This is a genomic window from Vibrio jasicida CAIM 1864 = LMG 25398 (genome assembly GCF_000400365.1).
In the GTDB taxonomy this organism is placed as follows: domain Bacteria; phylum Pseudomonadota; class Gammaproteobacteria; order Enterobacterales; family Vibrionaceae; genus Vibrio; species Vibrio jasicida.
Genome location: NZ_BAOG01000018.1, coordinates 1 through 22,727, shown reverse-complemented (window position 1 = coordinate 22,727; position 22,727 = coordinate 1). Strand labels below are relative to the sequence as shown.

At 37.5% G+C, this 22,727-nt stretch carries 19 protein-coding genes, 1 tRNA gene and 3 pseudogenes; 6 read left to right on the top strand and 17 right to left on the bottom strand.

What is annotated here, in order from left to right; translation table 11 throughout:
* Positions 1–208: 208 nt before the first annotated feature.
* From VJL_RS04975 to VJL_RS29490, 12 genes are all read right to left on the bottom strand, one after another.
* Positions 209–751: a transglutaminase-like cysteine peptidase gene (locus VJL_RS04975; RefSeq protein WP_050568814.1), complete on the bottom strand. Its 543-nt coding sequence runs from the start codon at positions 749–751 to the stop codon at positions 209–211.
* A 137-nt stretch (positions 752–888) separates the two neighbouring features.
* A complete protein-coding gene (locus tag VJL_RS04970) occupies positions 889–1,299 on the bottom strand; it encodes a hypothetical protein (protein WP_038876148.1) in 411 nt (136 codons plus the stop codon).
* A 73-nt stretch (positions 1,300–1,372) separates the two neighbouring features.
* Entirely contained in the window at positions 1,373–2,821 is a 1,449-nt protein-coding gene (locus VJL_RS04965) for an EAL domain-containing protein (RefSeq protein ID WP_152436618.1), read from the bottom strand.
* Positions 2,822–2,825: 4 nt separating this feature from the next.
* The gene (locus tag VJL_RS04960) at positions 2,826–3,701 is read right to left on the bottom strand and encodes a hypothetical protein (RefSeq protein ID WP_038876145.1); all 876 of its coding nucleotides are present in this window, start codon (positions 3,699–3,701) and stop codon (positions 2,826–2,828) included.
* Positions 3,702–3,747: 46 nt separating this feature from the next.
* Entirely contained in the window at positions 3,748–5,952 is a 2,205-nt protein-coding gene (locus VJL_RS27515) for an adhesion domain-containing protein (protein WP_050568813.1), read from the bottom strand.
* Positions 5,953–5,963: 11 nt separating this feature from the next.
* Positions 5,964–6,623, bottom strand: coding sequence for a LysM peptidoglycan-binding domain-containing protein (locus VJL_RS04950; protein WP_038876143.1), 660 nt, complete (start codon positions 6,621–6,623; stop codon positions 5,964–5,966).
* Positions 6,620–7,714 (bottom strand): hypothetical protein, encoded by a 1,095-nt coding sequence (locus VJL_RS04945; protein WP_038876142.1) that lies wholly within the window; start codon positions 7,712–7,714, stop codon positions 6,620–6,622. The genes VJL_RS04950 and VJL_RS04945 overlap by 4 nt, the downstream gene beginning before the upstream one ends.
* Positions 7,698–8,408, bottom strand: a complete 711-nt coding sequence (locus tag VJL_RS04940) for a hypothetical protein (RefSeq protein WP_152436617.1) — start codon at positions 8,406–8,408, stop codon at positions 7,698–7,700. Before VJL_RS04940 ends, VJL_RS04945 begins: the two co-directional genes overlap by 17 nt.
* A 13-nt stretch (positions 8,409–8,421) precedes the next feature.
* Positions 8,422–11,178, bottom strand: a complete 2,757-nt coding sequence (locus tag VJL_RS04935; protein WP_081634917.1) for a CS1-pili formation C-terminal domain-containing protein — start codon at positions 11,176–11,178, stop codon at positions 8,422–8,424.
* Positions 11,175–11,678 (bottom strand): hypothetical protein, encoded by a 504-nt coding sequence (locus VJL_RS04930; RefSeq protein WP_152436616.1) that lies wholly within the window; start codon positions 11,676–11,678, stop codon positions 11,175–11,177. Before VJL_RS04930 ends, VJL_RS04935 begins: the two co-directional genes overlap by 4 nt.
* 94 nt (positions 11,679–11,772) lie before the next feature.
* Positions 11,773–12,327, bottom strand: a complete 555-nt coding sequence (locus tag VJL_RS04925) for a hypothetical protein (protein ID WP_038876133.1) — start codon at positions 12,325–12,327, stop codon at positions 11,773–11,775.
* A 303-nt stretch (positions 12,328–12,630) separates the two neighbouring features.
* Positions 12,631–12,798, bottom strand: a complete 168-nt coding sequence (locus VJL_RS29490; RefSeq protein ID WP_155398625.1) for a hypothetical protein — start codon at positions 12,796–12,798, stop codon at positions 12,631–12,633.
* A gap of 133 nt (positions 12,799–12,931) precedes the next feature.
* Between VJL_RS29490 and VJL_RS04920 the strand changes: the two are divergent.
* A pseudogene (locus VJL_RS04920) lies at positions 12,932–13,696 on the top strand (IS5 family transposase).
* A gap of 1,225 nt (positions 13,697–14,921) precedes the next feature.
* Here the strand turns inward: VJL_RS04920 and VJL_RS27730 are convergent.
* Positions 14,922–15,053, bottom strand: a pseudogene (locus VJL_RS27730) (transposase); the annotation flags it as partial.
* Between the two features lie 138 nt (positions 15,054–15,191).
* Positions 15,192–15,497, bottom strand: a pseudogene (locus VJL_RS04910) (transposase); the annotation flags it as partial.
* A 483-nt stretch (positions 15,498–15,980) separates the two neighbouring features.
* Between VJL_RS04910 and VJL_RS04905 the strand changes: the two are divergent.
* The 3 genes from VJL_RS04905 (at position 15,981) to VJL_RS04895 (ending at position 19,516) form a co-directional block, all read left to right on the top strand.
* A complete protein-coding gene (locus tag VJL_RS04905) occupies positions 15,981–17,030 on the top strand; it encodes a replication initiation protein (RefSeq protein WP_038876131.1) in 1,050 nt (349 codons plus the stop codon).
* Between the two features lie 288 nt (positions 17,031–17,318).
* Positions 17,319–18,530, top strand: a complete 1,212-nt coding sequence (locus VJL_RS04900) for a ParA family protein (protein WP_038876129.1) — start codon at positions 17,319–17,321, stop codon at positions 18,528–18,530.
* 11 nt (positions 18,531–18,541) lie between these two features.
* Positions 18,542–19,516: a ParB N-terminal domain-containing protein gene (locus VJL_RS04895; RefSeq protein ID WP_038876127.1), complete on the top strand. Its 975-nt coding sequence runs from the start codon at positions 18,542–18,544 to the stop codon at positions 19,514–19,516.
* A gap of 1,029 nt (positions 19,517–20,545) precedes the next feature.
* Here VJL_RS04895 and VJL_RS30455 read toward each other — a convergent pair.
* Positions 20,546–20,740, bottom strand: a complete 195-nt coding sequence (locus VJL_RS30455) for a helix-turn-helix domain-containing protein (protein WP_160167707.1) — start codon at positions 20,738–20,740, stop codon at positions 20,546–20,548.
* Positions 20,741–20,940: 200 nt separating this feature from the next.
* On the opposite strand from VJL_RS30455, the gene VJL_RS04885 reads away from it, so the two are divergent.
* The gene (locus VJL_RS04885) at positions 20,941–21,414 is read left to right on the top strand and encodes a hypothetical protein (RefSeq protein WP_038876192.1); all 474 of its coding nucleotides are present in this window, start codon (positions 20,941–20,943) and stop codon (positions 21,412–21,414) included.
* 197 nt (positions 21,415–21,611) lie between these two features.
* Here VJL_RS04885 and VJL_RS29480 read toward each other — a convergent pair whose 3' ends face one another.
* Both VJL_RS29480 and VJL_RS04875 read right to left on the bottom strand, forming a co-directional pair.
* Positions 21,612–21,740 (bottom strand): helix-turn-helix domain-containing protein, encoded by a 129-nt coding sequence (locus VJL_RS29480; RefSeq protein ID WP_160167706.1) that lies wholly within the window; start codon positions 21,738–21,740, stop codon positions 21,612–21,614.
* Positions 21,741–21,870: 130 nt separating this feature from the next.
* Positions 21,871–21,945: transfer RNA gene (locus tag VJL_RS04875), tRNA-Gly, on the bottom strand.
* 573 nt (positions 21,946–22,518) lie between these two features.
* On the opposite strand from VJL_RS04875, the gene VJL_RS29475 reads away from it, so the two are divergent.
* Complete coding sequence (locus tag VJL_RS29475; RefSeq protein WP_160167705.1) at positions 22,519–22,692, top strand: hypothetical protein; 174 nt, start codon at positions 22,519–22,521, stop codon at positions 22,690–22,692.
* Positions 22,693–22,727: the final 35 nt, after the last annotated feature.

Sequence of the window (22,727 nt, the reverse complement as noted above, 5' to 3'; positions counted from 1 at the left end):
TACAACATTTAATATCATCAAAGTAATCATTTGATCAAATTGGTTTTATCGGACAACAAGCACAAGGAAGGGCTCCAAGTGTGAGTAAAGTCTAAAGTGTTTGGGGCCAATTAATACTATAAGCATTATGAAATATCAATAATAAAGTTAGGCGATGAGATAACAATTATTATATCTGCCAGATAATAAAAATAATTTTATACACTGTTCAATAAGATAATTCATGTGAAAGTGATTGCTCTAACTCAACAGCCTTATGCTTATGAAAAATATCTAAACGATTCAATAGTTCATTCCATTTTCTCATTATACGCCTAGATTTTCCAATCACTGTTTCGTTAACCCATAGATTATGGTGATTAAACGACGCGATCCTGGTAGCCAAATAATCATCGTTTGAAAAATAAACAGCTTCAAATCTATTATCCAAAATTATGACAACATTATTATCTACATATTCTAGAACTATATGAGTTTTATTTAAATGCTTGATGTAGCTCAACCTTAAGTTTTCAATTGGCACACCTTTATAAATAAGTGAAAAATATTTTGCTATAGCGATATCTTCGCAATCTCCCTTCATTTTTTCAAGAGTTTCCAATGGTGAAGCCCAATAATCCTTCTCTCCCCAGTTAACGTAATCTTCAGTATATTGCACGTTGCTGTAAAACAATTGAACTTTTTTTAACTTGTGAATATGATCTAAGTTAATGGGTTCCAGAGATATTAACATAAGATAAAATAATAGCATAATTATTAACCCTCTATCACAGTTCTTAGATCATAGCGCAAATAACAGAACTATCAATTTAAAGGCTAACTTTTATACATATTAGACAAACAACCAGTTTTCAAATAGGATCTAGTATCCAAAAATATCAACTTATTTCAGTGAAAAATTAAGTCGCTATCAAAAGAAATAACCGCTTGTATACACACTGAAAACGTCACTTCGGAGCCAAACTCCCTCAAAAACTGAGCAGCCCCCTTCTCAAATAAGGCACGACAAAACGTTTCCCCTTTTAGTGTTAAGCCGAAACAAACTTTACCCTTGCTGGAATGGATCGAATTATCAAACTGACTTTTTTCATTTTTCAATGTACAAATTAACTGCTCAGTTTGAAGTAACTGAAAGTGGTAAACAAAGGTCTCTTTGACTTTGTTTTCCTTGGTAGTACTAATACCTGCCTTTTTCATATCATCAAGTGTCACGAGGCGACTAAATTGCTCTTGTTCATTGCTATGATTATAGAAAAAATCAAGCAACTCTAGAAAACTATCTAATTGAAATCTAATCATTTTCCAACCTTTTAATAGAAACCATGATTAACAATACGTAATTTAACCGCAATAAACAAGCTAAATGAGAAAACTATTCACCTCTAAATTTAATTAATTGTGAAGCCGTTATTGGCTTGCTAAAATACCAGCCTTGGAAAAAATCAGCACAAGTAGAATTAGTGAGAGCCATCACTTGCTCTTTAGTTTCAACACCTTCAATAACAGTCTGTATTCCTAGGCTTTTTGCTATACCAACAATATGATAAGTCACAGCTTTCGACGCCTCTGATGTAGTTATATCTTCGATAAGAGATTTATCTATCTTTATCACATCTAAAGGCAATTCTTTTAAATATGAGAAGTTTGAATAACCAGTACCAAAGTCATCAATAAATAACTTAAAACCAATGTTTTTTATTTTTTCCATGTTACGATTTGCATGCGGACAGTTTAACAATTGATTCTCGGTAATTTCTAAAGCGATCTGTGACGGATAGATATCACATAAAACAATCATTGAAATTATATCGTGCAAAAATATTGAGTCTGCCATACCATCTGCTGATATATTTAATGATAAATATCTACGACGATCCTCTTTAAGCCAAGACTCGAGTTCATCTAAAGATGATTGTAACAACTTACGAGTCATAAGCTTCAAAAACCCAAACTTTTCTAAATCCTCTATAAAGTCTCCTGGCATAACAACTCCATTATTAGAATGCCATCGACACAAAACCTCAACCCCACAAATATTATGTTCTTTGGCATTGACTATAGGCTGATATATTGGTTTAAACTCTCCATTTAAAATACCATTAAGAATCTCAACCTTTAATAAAACAAATTTATTATACGTGGACCTAACAATAAAGAATAAAAAACAATTAACAAAAGAAACAACCGAAAAAATAAAAAAAACATAATCGCTAGCTAGTTTCATTTCAAAAATAAATGGGCTTCGATAAACCTTTAGACAAAACCCATCTTTACAACTCTTAGTTTTGTTCTTGTTATACAAGCTTAAATCATACATTTTCAAACTTACGTCAAAAAAGGTACTTAAGTTTTCCAAGTAATTATGTAATTCAAAAATACTTACCGCTAATCGCACATTGTTCTTTTGTACAAGAAAATACTCATTTTTATCTCCCAGATCATAAAAAAAGCCAAACCAATAAGATATTCCTGAATCCGTATAATTTGGACTTATATTAATCAAAGTATCTCTTGTCCTTTTGATATTACTTGAACATATATCTTTACCATTGATAAAACTTACATTTTTTACACTAACATTATCAACTGTAACAAACTTTATAAGATATGACGAACTGTCATCGCATCCATAATCACTTAAGCTCGATAGCTTTTCAAAGCTATCGACGATTTCATCATTTATGATATCAACTTGTTCTATTAATTTGTGTTCTAGATATCTAACATAAAACAAACAAATAAATAGTATTAAAAAAACCTCACAAAAAAACAGCAACATTATATAAAAAGAAAACGATCTATTTTTCATGTATTCAATCAAAATATTATTCCTTTTTTTTATTAATATGTTCCAAAACCTCTTTTAATATTACTTTTTTCGACAGATATTTTAATAAGTCAACTTTCACCAAAAAAAGCCCCTTATCCGTATTACTAATTTTATCTTCCTCATCAGGGGGAAAAAACTCCAAATTCTCAGCCCCACCAAAGTAATGATGAAAATCTAATTTTTTACCACTTCGGGTAAAACCAACAGCATAGCAGAAACTGTCTACTACTTGGTTTAGATAGCGTGTAAAAAATTCGACCATAATTTCTCTTAACACAACACTGTCTGCATAATAGATTGGTGTAAAAAAAAGCACATTAGAAAGTTCTACTTTCTTAGTTTTAAGCTTTGAACATTCAAAATAAGCTATGTGTCCAACAATTTGCTCAGACTCAAAGCAAGATATAAGAGTACCTTCCTCTGCTAAAGAAAGTTCTAAGTTATCCGAAATTGACCTATAGCTAGAAAAGTTTCGATGAAAGAATTCAAATTTTTTTAATATCTCTTGTGAAGATAGGCTCTCTATCTTGGTTCTTCGTTCCTGACTGCGCTCTATATAGTTTATCGAATTATGTGCATAATCCACTTTTCTGACGTATGATGAATAGAAGTTTTCATCATTCTGATTTCCTTTTAGTTCATCTATATTAAGGCTTTTAACAAAGTCAAGAACACTTCCACTTAAACAACTCACGATTATAAGTTGTTTATATAGATTTGGGGTTGTCTTTCCATTTAGCCAGCGACTAAGAGTTATGCTATCGACATGAGATATATCATCATACCCACTCATATGAAAAATTCTTAGTACATCTTTTCTTGTCAACTGGTTATCATCAATTATCTTTGATATATATTTATTGAATTGCATATCACTTTACAATCGAGGCTATTGATAACAGCCTCGATAACATTTGTCAGTTTGTAGGGATACTTAAAAACTGTAAAGCTTGTAAATAACCACTTCGACCTACACTATAAGCTCTAAATCCATAGAATACATACCCATCAGGTACCGTATAAGTGTCTCTCTGAATATTACTAGTACTACCAGAATTACCACATTGAACTGATGTGCCATCTGCTCTATTAAACTTTAACTTCGTCATTATTCTAATGGACCCAGAAAAACTGAAAAATCCAGTTTCTACGTTTACAGAACGTATCGTATCAGCTCTACCGACTTGTTTAAGGCTACCACCGTTCCCTCCAGAAAGTCCCATTTCTGGCGTACCAATTGCATCGACAATTTGCCCACAGCGAGTATTTACGATATTACTATCGCCTAAAACATATTCAACCTCAACAGATGACCCTGTTACAGTTCCGTACAATGGTGATTTAAAGAAGGCAAAAAGATTCACCAACTTCGAATCACAAATTCCTTCTTTTGTACAACCAGTGATAGTTGCTGTACCATTTGTATCGATTGCCTGGGGAAATGTTGTAAGCTCAGCCGTATCATTATTAAATTGAGCAAGCTCTGGCGGTTCTATTTGGGAACTCCATGCAACCAACGGATTGTCTATTATCTCTGTAGTGCCATCAGCTTGTACCCCTTCTAACTCATAGAGTTCTATTACAGAGCTTTGGTCTGAACCTACATTAATATATTCTTCTCCTATAACAGATACCGTTACAGACTCACGACTGATACAGGCAACATAGTTATAATCTGAGCTAGGAGCACTTTCCGTTATATTTCCGTTACTCATATTTATAGATTGAAAACTACCAGCCTCAGCACCTCCTGATTCTGTCCAATAATTGATATCTACTGGCCAGTTTTCTGAAGAGAACAAACCACCATTCGGGCGTGATGAATAGAGGGCCTGAATTTCAGTTCTTGTAGGAAGTGCCCCCCCTCTTGCCTCACATATCCCATTTGCAGTGACCCAGTCATGGGTAGCGGTTGAAAGGCCATCTAAACTTGAGCTTCCATCACCGACAGGACCTGCTGCATATTTCAAGTTTGCCAACTCTGCTTGGCTCGCCGTATATGGGGGAGAAAATAATAAATTTGGCGAAGAGGTTGTAACCAAAATATTTTGATAGACATCCGCGACAGTCAGATCGATAACACCAGTTGCAAACCCTCCCTTATTATCACTGACAACGTAAGTGATAGAGTGACGTCCAGGATTGTTGGAGCTAAATGTAAACACCGTATCATCAAAGTTATTGCCATTACTGTTAAAGTCAGTAGGTATGGAGAGTGTCGCATCGTAAGCAAAAACGTCAATCAGTTGTAATGTATCGCCATCATCATCACTAATATAGTCTTTCACATCAATCTCAATGGTTTCACCATAAGGCACTGGTTGAGTTCCGTCACCATAAAGGTAATAAAAGTACTCAGCATTAGGAGCAGTGTTAACAGTCGTTGAAACAGAAACATCAATACTACCCGTTAAAACACTAACACCATCAGTGTATGAATAAAGGATTCTTTCTACACCAGAAAAACCTAAACCAGGTGTGTAGGTTATAGAATCGTCACCTACACTTGCAGATGCTGAAGAGCCAGTAACCGAGGCGTTAGGAAGAACCAACGAGTTTTCATCTAAAGTAAAGCCGACTCCTATTTCATCTCCATATTGTGCAAGCTCTGTTTTTATAAATATGTCTACAGAATCATCAACTGTAGTCGTCGCACTTATTGGCTTGAGTAATTCAGAAGAATCACCAACCAGTACCGTAGCAGTTGCAACACCTAAGCTAACTCCACTCATAGCCGATATTGAAGCGTCTTTTGTCCTCATCTTAGACAAAGTAGTGGCTGAACCAACACTATATTCATAGGTACAAGACTTTGAGTTTCTGGCATCTATCTGAAAGCCCTTACTGTTGACACTTAAAACACTACAACTAGGAGATGACGACAAAGATCTTACAGAGACAATAACAGGCCTTGACCCATCTGAAGAATCTACATTCTCAGAAAGGTCAACATTGTAGGTTTTAGACAGAGAGGTTTTTCTGAGCGTATCTTGCGCATAGTAGGTAATCGCTTCAATCTCATTACCACCATCAGTGTTCTCATTTGAGGCCTCTTCTTCTTTACAACCAAAAAGGCTAAAAATGAGTATAAAATAAATAAAGTAAGTACTATTAAATTTCATCAAATTACACCTTACTTTGATATGAGAATTATTTGTCCTGGATATATCAGATCTGGATTTATAATATCCCGATTCAATATAATTATTTCTTTCAAGTCAACATCAAACATTTTTGTTATTTTCAAGAGCCAATCACCTTTTCTTACTGTGTAAGAGATAGGCTGTCTTTTATCTTCATAAAAAACTCTATCTAAGCCACTAACCTCTTTCTCTTTTACACTATCAATATTTTTTTCTATTACTTTCTCAGTCTTTTGTTGGTTAAAATAAAATCTAGTGTTCAAGAACCCTTCTTGACTATTTTTGTTTCGAGATTCAAATACAGTTCTCATCCCTAAGCCAAAATCGATATTTTCAGACAACTTATAGTTTATACCATATGATAAGAAGGCATTTTTATCTTCCAATCCAGAGCCAAAGTATAGTGAAAATTCACTATTTCGATATAAGTCATAATAAATACCAGAAACAAAATCCACTTCATTTCCGGTATTCTTGTTAAAGCCCAAACTGAATAAAATAGCATCATTCTTGTACCCGACATCAAGTCCTATATAGTCCATATCCTTGAAGTCACTCCCAGCATTTAGGCCTAGACTGATACCCTCACTCGCCAAGCTGTTAATCGGTTCAAGAAGAAGGAAAAATATGAGTATTATATGTAATCTCATAAGTTCGCCTCAAATATGACTGAAAATTGGTCAGAATATGATGATGAAATCAACTCAGAGCCTAACTGATTATAATTAATTTCAAAATCCACGAACAAACTACTCTCTGATGTACTTTTCGTGTCACTGACGACCTCACCACCAGGAAATGTTGTCTCATCAAATTTACCATTATCAACAATAATTCCAGAACTAGTACATCCGTTTTGACACAAAATGCTGTATGGTATGCTAATTAATGGTTCTACGCTAGAAATGAGACTGTAGTCTTTTGATGTTTCAAACGTCATTTTTATGCCATCAGGAAATAAACCATCGACCTGAACTCTATAAACTGTTTTACCATTAACAGATTGATTGACTTTATCGTAATTAGGATGAATCACACCATTGCCTAAGACAATTTTAGCATCAGTAAAGAAGGCAGCTGTATAGTCGATTTGAATGATAATAGGTTCATAATCCTGCAAGTATGTTAATACTCCAGTTTCGCTTTTATAAAAGTAAATGGGAGAACTATCTATTACAGCTGTATACCTCCCGCTTTCTCTGCCTTGTATATCTTGCACTAGGTTAGGGACATTAATAACCGCCCTAATGAATTTAAATGGAGTAAATCGTCGTCCATCTATACTCAAATATCCAGAATTTGAAGCGCACGTACCACCATCATGACTTATCGAAGCAAGATTGAGTCCAATTTGTGGGCTAGAACAAATACTTGCGACCCCGGTACCAACATTCCCGTCAGAATAAGTATTTACTTTAAAAACAGAACTTGAACTTCCAAGGTTATACTCTACACCTTTCCTTTCAACTAAAGTCTGAAATGACTCACCTGTTTCGTTGTCCGTAAAAGCAACTAATTCATTTTGAGGGTTACTTAAACTACCTGGGTACCACTCTTTAGTCGTTCTTGGCTCTTTAATTGACCAATAACTCGCAGCGATCCCCCCTAGCGATGGTACGGGAACCGCATTATTCCATATGATAGGACTATTTCCTGTCACATGCCCATAAAGTTCAGATGAAAATGCACTATTGTAATGAAAAACAATAATCAACAGAAAAAAGCTACTTTTTCTTAGCATAGACTACCTCATTATATTCATAGTCATGAGTTGCTATTCTCATCTTAATTTTTTTCAAATTTAAAAATTCTTTAGTTAAAGGTATTGACTTTTCCCTACCTGATAAAAAGGTGTAAGTTTTTTTGCAACCTTCAATGATTTTTCCTTTTTGACAATTATCTAACTGTACGTAAAGAAAAGTATTGCTGTCATTTTTAAAATTCAAGCCATTAGAATCATACGAATAGTTGTATTTAATATCTATTTTTTCTGCCGGCACAATAAAGTATGGAGCATAGCCGAAATTAATCCCCACATTACTTTTTTCTAGCCCATCTTCTGAAGAGCTCGGTTTGAATGATATTTGATAAACTTTATCTTTTTCCAAGTTGGTACAATTTTTTTGGCATAAGTTTTTAACAGCTACTCTTCTCATCTCACCAGGATAAAGAATTACTTTTGTCGGAAGCAGCGCTAGATCCCATATAGGTAGGTTATCTTTTGTTAGTTTTATTTTTTTTATAGCTCCATCTTCTACACTCACTTGCTCAATTTCTCCGCTGATGTACTCAGGCTCTCCTTTTGTACTTGTTAACGTAAAAACGCCATTCCCGTTTTTGTCCGAAACTTTAACCATACTATCTACAGAAAAAGCATATCCAGTCGTAGTAGCAAAGAGAAAAGGCAATGTTAGTGCTATGTTTTTAATATTCATATGACCCCTTTTATTAGTTAGAAACATAAGGTTCCAAATTATTTTCTAGAGCAAATGACATCATTTCATTGACATCGTTCAACTCATTTTTAACAAGAAGCCTTTCCGAGTTGATAAAAATATAAGAAAAACCATCTACTTTTCTTTCGACGAACACAACTCCAGATTTCATAAACTTTTTCTTGTATGTTTCAACAATAGAATCATCAGTAAACTTACCAATGAAATAATAGTAGTCATTATCAGAAAACTTTGCCAACTGATAATCAGAATAACTATCCTCAAATGAAGGCATACAGAAATTTTCACCTAAGTTTCTGCTATCAGAGTTATCAAGTGACGGTATAACACATTGTTCTTTTCTGGATATTATTTTATATGGTAGTGATTTTTTCACCTTAAACTGATATACACCTTCTACCAATCTTTCAGTTTGAACACAGCCACGACCAACACACTCAACAGAGTCAATTAACTCACCTTTTATATCGACAAAAGTACTAATGAAGCTCTTAAGCTCTCCAACCGAAGTGTCAAGTCGAATTAACGTTCCAGGAAATGATGTTGCCTCAACATTGCTCTCACCATCATTAAAAAAGTCTGATGAATACTGATCTACATTAAAAGAATACTTTTTATAGCTCTTCAATGCATGAACTTCTAACTCATTGTCCAACAATATTGTTCTTCCTGCTTCATCGTTTACATACTCTTGGATTACTGAAGAAAACTTCCCATCAGCATTTATTCTACCTGTCCTATTCTTTGCGACAAAGTAACTGTCAGATTTCTTAGTAGTTAAAAAGCCATCATTCTTTGTAATAATCGCATTAGATTCAAGAAAAACATTTCCAGATATAGTGCCATCACTATTAGCATATAGATATGAACTACTCTTTATCTCGTCTCCATTAGTTGCATAAGAGGCAGAAATATCAACTGAAGTAGGAGAAGATTTGTCAGAAGAATAATATAAACCAGCATTCGTTGACAATGTATTATCCGCATCATTTAGCCAGTAACTATTAATGTTATCACGATGACTTGCTTCTTTACTTGACATATTATAATAAGAGTTATGGCTATATGTATGACTAGCTCCGAATGGTATGTTAATTGTTAGTCCAACATCATATTGTGGATCTGAATCATCACTTTCAGACATACCTAAATCTACGTTGAGTTGCGCGTTCAACGGCAAATTATAACGTGTATAACCAAGCTTAAAACTTGTAGTAGTGGTTGTCGATGTGATAAATGCACTATCTTCAGTTGAAAAATCACTATAAACAGCAGACAAATAGAAAGAGTTATCATTGTTAATATTATAGCTATAATTTATATTAATGTTTTCATAGTCATCATTATAAAAAAGCAAGTCTGATAAGTTGACGTCTGAATTATCATCACTCTCAGTGAATTTCCTCCACGACAAACTAAAACCATGCCATCGAAGTTGAGTTAATAAAAATGTATCTTTATCGTTAAATATTCCACCATTGAATAATAATGAAGCTTGATCAGTTATTTGATAATCCATTCCAACATATGCATAATAATCAATTGATGTAGCTAAAACTCCCCCACCAATCGATAACGTATCAAAAACTCTTGTCATTAATCTTCCATCAGAAAAAAAAGGAGCTTGATAATCTTCATATTCATTATTGTTATCGAGAGAAGTATTTACAAATTCATCAGAAAGATACCCTAAACTGATCTTATAATCTAACTCACCAATTTTAGTCGAAAAGTTATTTTTGTTTATAATCAGTTTGTTTTCTTCAAAAATAACATTTTCACCATCAAACACTTTAATAGTGACATTATAAGTTCCTTTTGGTAGATCATAGTAAGATATATATTGAGGTCCATTATTTATATTTTTACTTATCAATATTCTTCCTTGATCATTTTTGACCTCCAATCTTCCTGATCGTGGCGAAGAAAAATAAAACCTCTCGTAGTCTTCTTCCTTTAAAACCCTTAAGTCATTAGTACTACCCGTAGAAAATATATAGGACGAAAAGTTATTAAATGATTCTAATGTATCTGTAGCATTCCAATATTGATTGCTACTTTGGTAACCAATCTTGTACTTATTTTGACCGGATATATGATTATAGGAAAGGTCATCAAAGCTCAAACCATTTGAAGTACCCAAATTAAAGTCAGATCTCAAGTAACTATCGTTTCCTAGGCCGAAATAGCTTTCATTGTAGTATGAATAATTGTCTTGATAGGCATTATCTTCATTTGATACACCAGAATAACTAATAGAATTGTTTATAATTAAAGCTTTCTCATCGATTTCTGGTGTAATAAATTTTTTTTCGCTATTGAGAAGAGGAGACATAAACTCAGGAGATACAAACAAAGTTAGTTTTTTCTTATCGTCAATATAAACAAAATCTATGTCTTGTGGTGTAATTATACACTCTTCTCTGAAACCTTTACATTGCTTGCTGGTACTAGAGCCTTTTAATAATTTTTTATAGGCTAATAAAGCCCCTTCTTTATTTAACCCCAAGTTAATAAGTAAACTAGGGTCGATACTAGAACTATTAGCTAATTTAAAAGTATCTCCTTCAACGATGAACTCGCCAAAAACACTATGATGTTCATCTGAATAGACATTTAATTCTAGTTTTTCTTTTCGAGCCATTACTAATTCTTCAAACCCTTTCGGGACAGAAGCATTAGATAATGAAGAGAATATAGTTAAGACAGAATAAAAAATTCTTATTTTTCTAGAACAAATATTTATCATAAGTATAACTCTACTAAGAAGTTAACTTCCCCTTCACAAGTCAAAGGGGACTCACTGGATATTCTCTCTTCATTCTTTAATTCTAATATATCATTTCTCGACTCAAATCCACTACCATCAGAGCTATCAAAATTTATAGGCTCACTTTTATCACCAGTCACATATTTTGTACCGTTAACATAAACACTCATAAATGACTCATTAATTACATTTGTATCATTTTTCTTTTGGCATGATGAGTGCACATCACTAAACAAATAGCGATATGTATAATTTAAGACTTCTTCTGTAGGAATTGTTGAACGGTTAAATATTATTACTTTCTCGTCTATAAATTTTTCTTCTTTTTCTGAGTAAGATAAAAGAATATTATCTCTTGATATGCTTGTAAAAATAGAGTAATCAGAGAGTAATGCTTTATTGATCTCTGTAAAAACAGGGAATATCAAAGTTTTCGAATTTGAAAGCACAGGAAGGCTAATTATACTTAATATCACCATTAGTATCCCCTTCGCCATATAATACCTTCTATTCATATTGAAGTAAGTAGGCATCCATGCCCATACATTCCAATTAATCTAGATGCTTATAGTTTTAGTTTGATGTAGCTAGAATATCAACAGCAACTTGAAGGTCTTGACCAGCAATAGTGGCGAGGTCAGCAACTTCAGTTTCATTTCTAACCGAAATGTCTAGGGTATCAACGCCACTTGCTAAAGCTGAGCCCGCTCCAATAGATGACGCCTGAATCTCAGTACCACCGATATCATCTTTAACATAAATTGTGTCAGCGATACCTTCAAAGCCAACGTTAAGGACTTGGACACCAGTAACAACCCAATCCGCTGCTTGTAAAGCGCCTACCGTTTCATTTGTTCCATCAGTATCTTCATCTGTCCATAAGTGACCTTCTAGTCTTACTGGTGAAAGGGTAGTAAATTTACCACTTTGCTCGACTTGCAATGAACCTTTAAAATCAGTTGCATTAATACTGCCGCCAGAACCAGTGACAATGAAGCCTCCATTTGATACAAATCCAGGAACAAACCCAGAAAATGTAACTCGACCATCGGATGTATCACCTGTTGCAGCAAATGCACTAGATGCGCCCACGATCGAAAGTAGTAATGTTAAAGCTGTCTTTTTCATAATAATCTCCAAGTTGATTTATAAACTTTGCAAAAATGTATAAGTTCCATTTAATTCTGTTACATTGATCCAAAATTCACCATAGCATTCAGGCAACTCGAATTTAGGAGATGCTAATGCAAACCAACTGACACTTATGTTATAGACTACGATTTGATATAAATCACTAAAACTGTGTTTTTTTTCATTGACATCCAAGTTGGTCTAAAACTCAACTCTAAAAAAATAAAGACTAGTTCCATTTCTTATCTATTACTAAAGATTTACGAAGGATTGTTATTTGTGGTTAGAGTGCTCTTGCTGTCATCGTTGTGGTGCTATCAATTCGGTTCCGTTTACCATCGCTTCAACTTTCCACGCATCTTGCTCAATGCACTCTTGTTCGACGACAAGCTTATAAAGACGAATGTTCTCTGCTTTCACATCTTGTAAAATCAAGAAGTGAGCGACCATTTTCGCCCACTCAATCATAGCTATAAACTAGGCCTTCTCAGCGAGAATAAAGACCTGCTCTTTAGGTGCGACTTCTATATGATGCTCGATTGCTTGAAGGTCATAGCATCTTTGTTGCGTAAATCGACTACCCCCATCAGATCGTAGCCTCATGCCTAAATCTCGTTACAAAACAACTAACTGGAAGCGGTACAATAAAACCTTAATCAACCGCAGTTCTCTTACCTCTTGGATTAATGAGGAAACGATAGCCGAGTGGAAACAAAACAAATAAAGCAAACCTAGCAGACCTCGCCGATTCAGCGACTTAGCCATCACAACAGCACTCATGGTGAAACGCATTTTCTCTATGCCATTGAGAGCGCTGCAAGATTTATGACGAGAGAGAATGGAGGTCAAGAAGCATGGTACTGATGTGAAGCACAGAGTATGGCGTAAGCTGCATATCGCAGTAGATACAAACACCCACTAAATAGTCGCAGCAGAGCTGAGCTTATGTAACGTAACCGATGCCGATGTGCTCCCCAACTTACTCAAGCAGACACGTCGTAAAATCATCGAGATATCAGGTTATGGCGCTTATGACACAAAAAATTGCAATGATACTATACGGATCAAGCGAACAGTTCCGCTTAGTCCCGCCACGAGAAGGGCAGCCTTCTGGGAACAAGGACATCCTCGCAGTTTGGCAGTAGGCAGTCAGAAGCTCTACGGTTCCAACAAAAAGTGGGAAAAACAGTTTGGCTATCACAAGCACTCGCTATCAGAGACAGCAATGTATCGATTGAAACAGTTATTAGACGGAAAATTAAGCCTGAGAAACTACAAGGCTCAAATTGGCGAGACTTATGCAATGAACAAAGCGCTGAATAAGCTTACAGGGTTAGGTATGCCAGAAACTCAGTATATCGTTTGAGAATTAAGCACTATAGATAGGCAGTGGATATTCCTTATGGTACTCCATTAACCAGCAGCGTCATTTCTGTCGGGGTTTTAGCCATCACTTCAAGTTAGGACAAAACCATGGAGGTCATCAGCGCAAACTTGGGAGTATCTCTGCCTTTTGGCAAGGAAGGTGGAGACTGATACTTTGTTGTTCGCAGAAAGCCCGCTGAGTAAGGCCGCTCGTTTAGTATTGCTTTAGCAATGTGCGCCATTCTTGTTCCGTTCGCTTTTTTCTCATGATTACTCATTGGTAATGGATGTGAGCAGCGAGCATAATTGGGGCTAAAGAGTTTGAACATTCGGGCTTTAATGGAGCACTTACGTATAAATACCGCACGCATCTCCCTCTTCGAGCTCATCATGATAGCTCAAGCGATTAGCGATTGCTCCTCACAGGGAGCAAGCGGCGCCCATATCAACTTCTAAGATGTCCCTTACAAATAAAGCCATCTTATGCTTAAGGTGGCTTTTCGTTATTTGCTTCGCGCAACTTTTTTGACCATCAGTTTGTCGTGTTTAAGGGGCAGGACATAGTGGACAACTTGCTTCTACAGGTACGCCGGTGTCAACAGTGTCCCCCGTAATGACGTTGACACCTTCCGCCTTAACGGTGTCTTTAAACGTTCTCACATCGTGCGCAACCACTGGACCACCAGAACGTCACTACCTAGACTTGGAATGTAAGTACCATCGTAGTTCATACAACTTTCGGGAGCTAAAGTACCAACATTTTTAATAGCCGTAATACCGTCATGCATTTCAGTAATGTTCACTTCGTTCAGTTTCACTTTGCTGTCATTACATACTTTGCCTTCGTAATTCACTCTCAACCCGTATTCGCCAGATGCGTTCTCTTCAACATAGGCTGTGCATTCTTTAGTGATACTCAATGCACCAACCGAGTTAATTGGTGGGCAGCTATCTGTGTCAGACTTAGTCAGTACAGGCTCTCCACCATCTTTAATGGTAGCGCTCACACTTGCCTCATTTTCTACGCCGTTGATAACCGAAACAAAGGAGCCGGTAAATGTTGCAGTCTCTCCTGCAATAAGAACATCAGCAGTGAATGATTCGCCAGCCGTAATATCTTCAATATCGAGGTCGTAAAGTGTCCCAAAACCAGTATTGGTAACTTTGATCTCGTAATCGTAGATGATTGAGTCTCCACTTGGTGATAACTCTCCGGTTGGACATGTTAAGTGTACGTGCTCAACTTGTACGTTTAACTCCACTACTTCACATCCAAGTTGATTACAGTAAACATAAATACATCGATAAACTTCTTTACCTATATTGTTCTTCAAGATCCTAATTCGATACTTTGGCATCCACACTATATGGTATTGATACCGCCGCAGCTCTCGCGTTGGTACGAGATAAGCAAGACCTACAATCTATGTTGGTCGATTACTGCTTAATCCACAAATAACGTTCTGACCCGTCCTGTTATGGATTGACACTTTTAGTTAAAACGCTCGATGAACTTCATCGGGCGTTTTGTATTTTAGAGCTGTATGTGGTTTCTGTTCATTATAGAGTTTCACCGACTCAGCAACCATTTTCTTAGCTTTATTCAAGTCATTCGGCTTAGTCAGCAAGTACTCCATCTTTAAGATACCATTTACTCTTTCCGCTAGAGCGTTTTGATAACTGTCGTATCCATCAGTCATAGAGCATGTCACATGATATTTTCTGTGTAATGATTGATATTCCTCAGAGCAGTATTGAATACCTCGATCAGAGTGATGGATAAGCGAACAAGAGTTTTTTCTAACTCTCTTACATCCAATTTACCTCATCGGAAGCTCTCTCTTATTCAAGAAGTCCTTCTTTTAGAAATTGGTGAGGTTATGGTTTTGGATTAAATTGAAAAAATTTTAGAAAAAAGAAAAATGTAATGGTGAAACTCCGATGTGGGTAAGTGTGTAAATCTTTGATTTTCCACTTATCCACATCTTCTATAACAATATATTTTTTATATTTATCTATATTAACTATCTAATCTATATAATGCCGATAATATTCTTTACTTTCAGCTAGTTAAATCAGAAATGGTCATTGTATTTTAGTCTAAATGATCTTGTTTTTAGTCAAACGGCACATCTTTTTAGTCTGAATGATCTTATTCTTAGTTTTTAAGATCTTATTTTTAGTTTAGTGGTCACGTTTTTTTAGTCTTTTTACTATGCTTTTTTAGATGGTTACTCATTTTTAGTGTACATTCTTTTTATGGTCACTTATTTTTAGTCACTTTAATGAATTCCTCTCGTCAAAACATTACTACCGAGTTCTACAAAGAACTTCCTCAAAACTTTTTCAAGAAAAGTCATGAGTTGATCTTTAGTCGGCTTGATCTAACCGCTCGTGAACATGATATGTTAGCGTTGTTCCTTTCTCGGCTTCACAAAGATCATTGGAGCGATTATCAAGCCGGAAAAGATGTCCTAGCTCCTCAATATACTTTCCATTCTGATGTGTTGAAAGATTGGTTCGGTCTATCTTCAAAGCAACTTTACCCTACACTTAAGCCGGTAGCAGAAAGGCTTTCTGGTCGTAAGATAGGCCTTGTTAATGATGAGGCTGAGATGTTTGACTTTTTACCTCTGTTTGGCCGTGTTACTTATAAATCAGGATCATTATCCATCGTTCCAAATGCTGAGCTGATGGCTGCGTATTTAGCGCAATCAGCTGGTCATGCTCAAGTAAACCATAAGTCGTTTAGAGCACTAAAGTCTGAGCACTCAAAGCGTTTATATGCGATTCTCTCTCGCTTTAAGTCTGATAATACTAAACTACACCCTCAAACAATTAGCCAACTTCACGGCCTTTTTGGTCTGCTAGATGAAAGAGGGAACTTATCTAAAAAAAGTTACGCCAATAACAAAGTATTTATTGAACGTTGTATAAGAAAACCTATAAGTGAAATGATGCTGTGCCCTGAAATTTCGGCTGAATTAGAGTTCCTTATAGACGAGAAGTCAGGTTGTTACGGCTATAGACCTATACTACGCGGTAAAAAGATCATACAGCTTGAGTTCTTGTTTAAATGGAACTCCAGCGACAACAAAGGCGAAGCTGCCTACCGTAAACGCCTTGAAAGTGAAACAGTACCGGATAACCCTATGCTTCTCTTAGCAAAAGAAGCTTATCGTGTTGTGATGTCTTACCCTGTTAAGGGGGAATTAACGTCTCACCAAGAACTCGCACTAAAAACGGTTCTAGAGGGAATTGTTTTACTACCTGATGATATGTCTATCGACTCCGGTTTTATGGTTCGTTTAGATCTTATGGGGGTTAAATCGTAGCTATTCGGTTACACTTTTTTAGTCTATTTCAGGGTTAGACTAATTTTTTGTTACCATATTCCCCTCCGCTTGAGTTTTCCCTTCACATTTCTTCCAATGGCCACATAAAATTAGTTCAAAACATAAATTTATGTGACCATTTTTCTTATATAGATGCACATCTTGCGCCATTGCTTGCTATGAAACGTTAGAGTTCATAATGAGATCACATTACCAGTTTAACTCAATTTGTTATTGCAGGTGCGAAAAAATGAGCTATTATTCATTTGGTATAATTTTGGAGGTGTTATGTTACTGAGAAATATTCAAGATCTAGGTGAAAGAGCACAGCGATCTCGTATTGCCCGATCAGAGATACAGCAAGAGGTAAAGCAAGAAGTTACGCAAAAAGTATACTCCCAGAGAGAGTTGCACCGTTTGCTGAAGTTTACAAACAGGCCTATTGCTATGAATACATTAAAAGATGTGATGGTTAGCATGTCTGAACTAGGTGTTGTTTTTCCAAAAACATCGACTAATCAATATAGATTGAGTATGAATGATTGTTATCTGGTAGCTGACTACCTAGGAGTTGAAAAATATCGAGATAAGGAACTGCCTGCTTTTGTTTGTATTCTGCAAAACTTGAAAGGTGGTGTAGGTAAATCTCTCGGAACGAATATGCTTGCCGATGCTCTCATCTCTCTTGAAAGATATGTTTTGCTTCAAAATAGAGTGTTGATAATTGACCTTGACCCACAAGGCACCAGTACACAGCAACTATTACCAGGTTATGAAATATCTGATTCAGATTTAACTTCAATTCTTGCAATGGCGAGCGCTGGGTTATCGAAAGAAGAGCTGTTGACGCACGGGATCAAAAGCACATCCATGAATGGCATTGATATTTTACCTTGTGGCACTGCTGATGGCTTTTTAGCTGATGACCTAGATTCTGAAGATATTTGTGGCAACGAAAAATACTTTAACTTACTGAGAAAGCGAATTATTGAACCACTAAGAAACGATTATGACTTTATTCTACTAGATGCGGGGCCGCATATGGATAAAGTTATGAAGAACTGCTTAGCAGCATCGAGTGGCATCATGATTCCAATTCCACCTACGTTCTATAACTGGGACTCGACCGTCCGCTTTGTTGAGCGATTGCCTGTTGTTATTGAAGATATGGTCAATGATGGATTTTTATTAGATGAGCTGCATTTTATTGGTGCTTATACATCAAAAGATATCAGTAAAAAACAGCAGCATGACATTGATATCTATGAAGGTGCTGTTACAGAAATGTATGAGATATTTGGGCATCAATACGTATTAAAACACTCGTTACCTGCTGAAGAAGCATATGAACGATGTACTGATAGTTCTGCAACTATCTTTTCTATAGCCAAAAAAGATTATACCGGAAGTAAAGATGCGTATAACCGTGCTCTAACAAAGGCTACGTGCTGGGCTCAAGAGTTAGTAGAAATGATCATGCATTACCATAAACAGATTTAGGAGGCATACATATGGCGAAAAGTGCATTGGCTCAGCGTTTAGAACAGAGAAAAAAAGCAATAAATACAACCAGTCCGGAATCTGTTTCCGATGAAGTCACGCAACCGAAAACTCGAAGCTTCAAGTTATCTTCTGGGAAAGTCGTTGAGCTCGAACTTTATACATTTAACGGACAAGCTCATATTGAGTCTGACACTGCTGTTGATAGTTCCAACATCCGAAACCAAGATCAACTGACAGCTGAAAGCTTACAAGACATTTTAGCTAGTATTGAAAATGTACAGCTTTATCCTGCGATTGGATATATCGACAATAAGATGGTGAAAATAGTTGACGGTTCGAGAAGGCGAAAAGCCGCTATTATTAGAGACTGCCAATACTCTGTTGAAGTCGCAAATTGTAAACTATCTCAAAAAGACGCGGAAGAAATCGTTCGCATTTCTGAGCAAAAACGAAAGCTCTCTTATGCTGAATGGGGGCGCTTTTACCAAGCGAAGTTAGATAATGGTATTTATCCTGATGCAAAAACAATGGCGGAATCTGAAGGGGTTTCTACAGGCTTTCTTTCTCTATGTATTAATGCTGCAAAAGTACCGAGCGGATTACTAAATCTGTTTGTTGATAGTAGCTTGGTTGCTTCTCAGAAAAATACCAAGCTACTTATAGATGTTTCTAAAGCACTAGATTCCCAAGATATTGAACTAAAAGACTTCATAGATAATATTGAAGATGAGCTAATTTTGGCATTAGAAAGGGCTTGTACTCCAGAGGAACATACGGAGCTAGTTCTCAGTATTCTTGCTGCAACTAAAGGTAAGTTAAAGCGTAAGAACAGTGAAAAAAGTAAGAAAGTTAAGCCTGAGAACTTGGGTGGTGGTATTACGTTCTCGGTTAAAAGTAAGGACTCTGCTGTCATTAATCTGCGTAAAGTTTCCGAGGAAAAGAGAAATAAAATCAAAGAGTTTATTCGTGAATTAATGCTCTAATGCCGAAATGGCAGAGTGTGTTTAAGCTCTTGTTTTTAAATATTTTTATTCCTTTTTCTGATTAATTTCACGCGAGTGAATGCCGAAGGGATAAATTGATATCCCTTTCCCTATCCCCGTGTAACTGGAGAAGCCAGCGTTTCTTTGCTGCCTGGGCGCGTCACGAAGCAAATCTTGGTAAGGGTAATGCCATGTTTGCATGGTGTAACAAATCGAATAAGACATTGGGAGCTCCAAATAAAAAAGGAGCCATCCAGCAGGGAGTGAGCTCCCTGTGGGTGAGTGATTCGACTCGATGGCCGTAGTTATGGTCGCTAGCGCGACAGTTTCATGCGCAATATCGGCATAAGGTTACGTCGAAACAGCGTCCAATACGCACCAAACCATAGGTGAGGTGCGTGACTTTTCCAAACCAGCCAAAAGACCGGAAAAAAATGCCCCAAAACATCAGGAAACACTTGCCCACAGGAAAGGTTTCCTATGGGGGGAGAGGGTGAATGTCAGCCGAGGCTGGCACTATCAGTGATGCATTCCAACTTCTTATCGAGTAAGAAGCAGCGACACGTTTCAGAACGCCATTTAAGGGGGATAAACCCCGTGTGCTTAACACTGTGCGTCAGTGCTCAACGTTTGACCAATTTAGGGTAAAAGAGGGCCAAGTCATTGTCAAGCTCATGAGAAACCGTATTATCAATATGCGGTTTTGTGAATGAGACTAACGGAATCATCAGTAATGATGCGGTATGGTGCGCATTCGCTCGTCATCCCAGAGCGAACCTAGCACTTACGTTGTTACTTTGACACTCGGGCTTCCACAACTCCCCATAGTGACCGCCAGAGCCCCATTACCCCTCGGCTCTAGCTTATTCTTTTTGCCGGCCTTCACTATTGCGCGCTTTATCAATCACTTAACGCTATGGTGAGAGCGAGAACCCGCGTTTTTTCTTGGCGGCTTGGTATACTTTCCTCTCCCTTACATAAGGGACTACCGACGAAGTTCAGTCTACGGCTGTTTTGTTGAGGCGTTGCCTAGCGTCTCAATCGTTCAATATTCGCCCGTAACTTTCGTTGCGGGCTTTTTTGTCGCTGGATACGACGCAGATGGGTGCGCAGCGTGCTGCGGTGGATACCGAGCATGCGTGCGGCTTTGGCTTGATTGCCTCTACAATGAATGACCACCTCCTCTAAGACGACATCGCGTACAAACGGCACCAACGCAGACATATCTGGTCTGGCGGTGTGGCTGTCACGAGTGTGAGTCCAAGCTGGCCAGCAAATAAGTATTATCAATGGGTTTATAAGGCATGACAGTATCGTGTTGATGGTGAATAGAAACATTATACGACGCACATCAAAAAATGCAGGCGCAAGCGTGAGAAAGGATGTGGCAAGATAAACCTCTGGTCTCGATTATTTTCATTATCATGAGTTCACGTAACGATGCTTTATTGCGCCGCCGTATTGCCCGTATTCTTGAGCGTATTCCCAATGCTTCATCGCAAATGGTTCGCCAGCGTTTAATGATGAGCGTCAAACCGGCGCAGTTTTATGTTCACCTTATTCCTTTTTATGAGCAGCAGCGCATCGATGACAATGCCGACATCACGAAGGCGTTGGCGCGAATGATGGCCATGCACCTTGGGCTCAGCGTCATCGCGCGAACGTTGACCTCGCGATGTTACAACCACCGCCAAGTGGAAGCCGCATTGCTTGAGCTCACGGCGAACTTCGACCACCTCGAACAAGCGCGTCGATGTAAAGAGGCGGCGTTTGGCGTGGAACCTCCGAAGGATGCAAACCACCAATCACAGATGGTCATGCACTTGCAAAAACAAGGTCATCGGTTACCCGACATTTGGCAAGTACTGCGACAAGATGCGCAATGTACATCACGTTAATGGGAAGGTTATCACTCCCTGTCATGGTTTTTGCGAGTGAGGTAATAAGCTGATGATGCCGGTGAGAGAGGGGCTTGCTGAGCGTGTGGCGCTTTTTTACACTCAAGATGCGGCTTTTCAGGCTGTGGGTTAAAGTGAACGCATTGAGTACAGCCATAGGGAAGTACAAGGATGTGGAAAGCCGCCTACTGCTTCTTTTACAGCGTGGTGATGCGCTTGATATGTTTAGTGTAGGTGCCACGACTCACGCCGAGCATTTGCGCGGCTTTGCGTTGATTGCCGTTTGCTAGGCGCAGCGTCTCTTCAAACAACGTGTCTCTGAGCATCGGCAACACCCACGACATATCGGGTGTTGATTTCATGTCATGGCGAGTGGGGTCGAGTAGGCTGTTCAGCTGTTTAATGAGTGTTCGGCGATGAAAAAGTTCAGTCATAGTGTACGTAGTTTGATGGGATTGGAGCGTACAGCGGGAATCGAACCCGCATCATCAGCTTGGAAGGCTGAGGTAATAGCCATTATACGATGTACGCTTTATCTTTATAGTCGTTGATAATCAGTCGCTTGTCGAGTTAGTTTTTTGTCAGAGCCTCAATCCACTTGAGCACGAAACGGTGCTATATTGACATCTGCACTTTGTGACATAAGGGATACATCATGCCGACCTATCAGGTCACCTATTTTAACGCAAAACACACAGTGATGGACAGCGAAGCCATCTTTATGAAAAGCCTGACGAACGCGAAACGTTCAGCGGAGCACCATGCGCCAGATGGGACCCAAAAAAATCGAAATCAAAGATTTGATAGACAAAGTATTGAGTCGATTGACGCTGGATGACGGTTGGGTTGATAACATCGAAAAGTGACGTTGTCTGGTCTATTATGGGTATGGAGTGCTTGGTGTGTCGTGAATAAAGACACCGTCTTGGTTGGTTTTTTGCACTAACTTTTGACACCGTTTCATTTGTTTTTCTGATAAGGCTTGGACACGATCCCCATGTTGTATTACGGGGTAAATTCTACCTAAACTCATGATATTAGGTTTTTAAAGATGGATTAATTGTCTATAATTTCTTTGGCTTAACATGAAACTAAAGGTGTAGTGTGAACATAAACTTTTACAATTTAGACGAGGATTTACAGAATGAATGGGACATTACCTTAAACGAACCTTTGCTAGTAATAGAGAAAGCAGAAAGTAAAGATATCCCATCTGTTGGTGAGTTTAGAGCTATGCTGATTTCTGGTGTATGGAAGAGAAAGGAAGTTGCGGTGTAATCTGTTGATGCAGTTCTCCCCAGAACGATTAACAG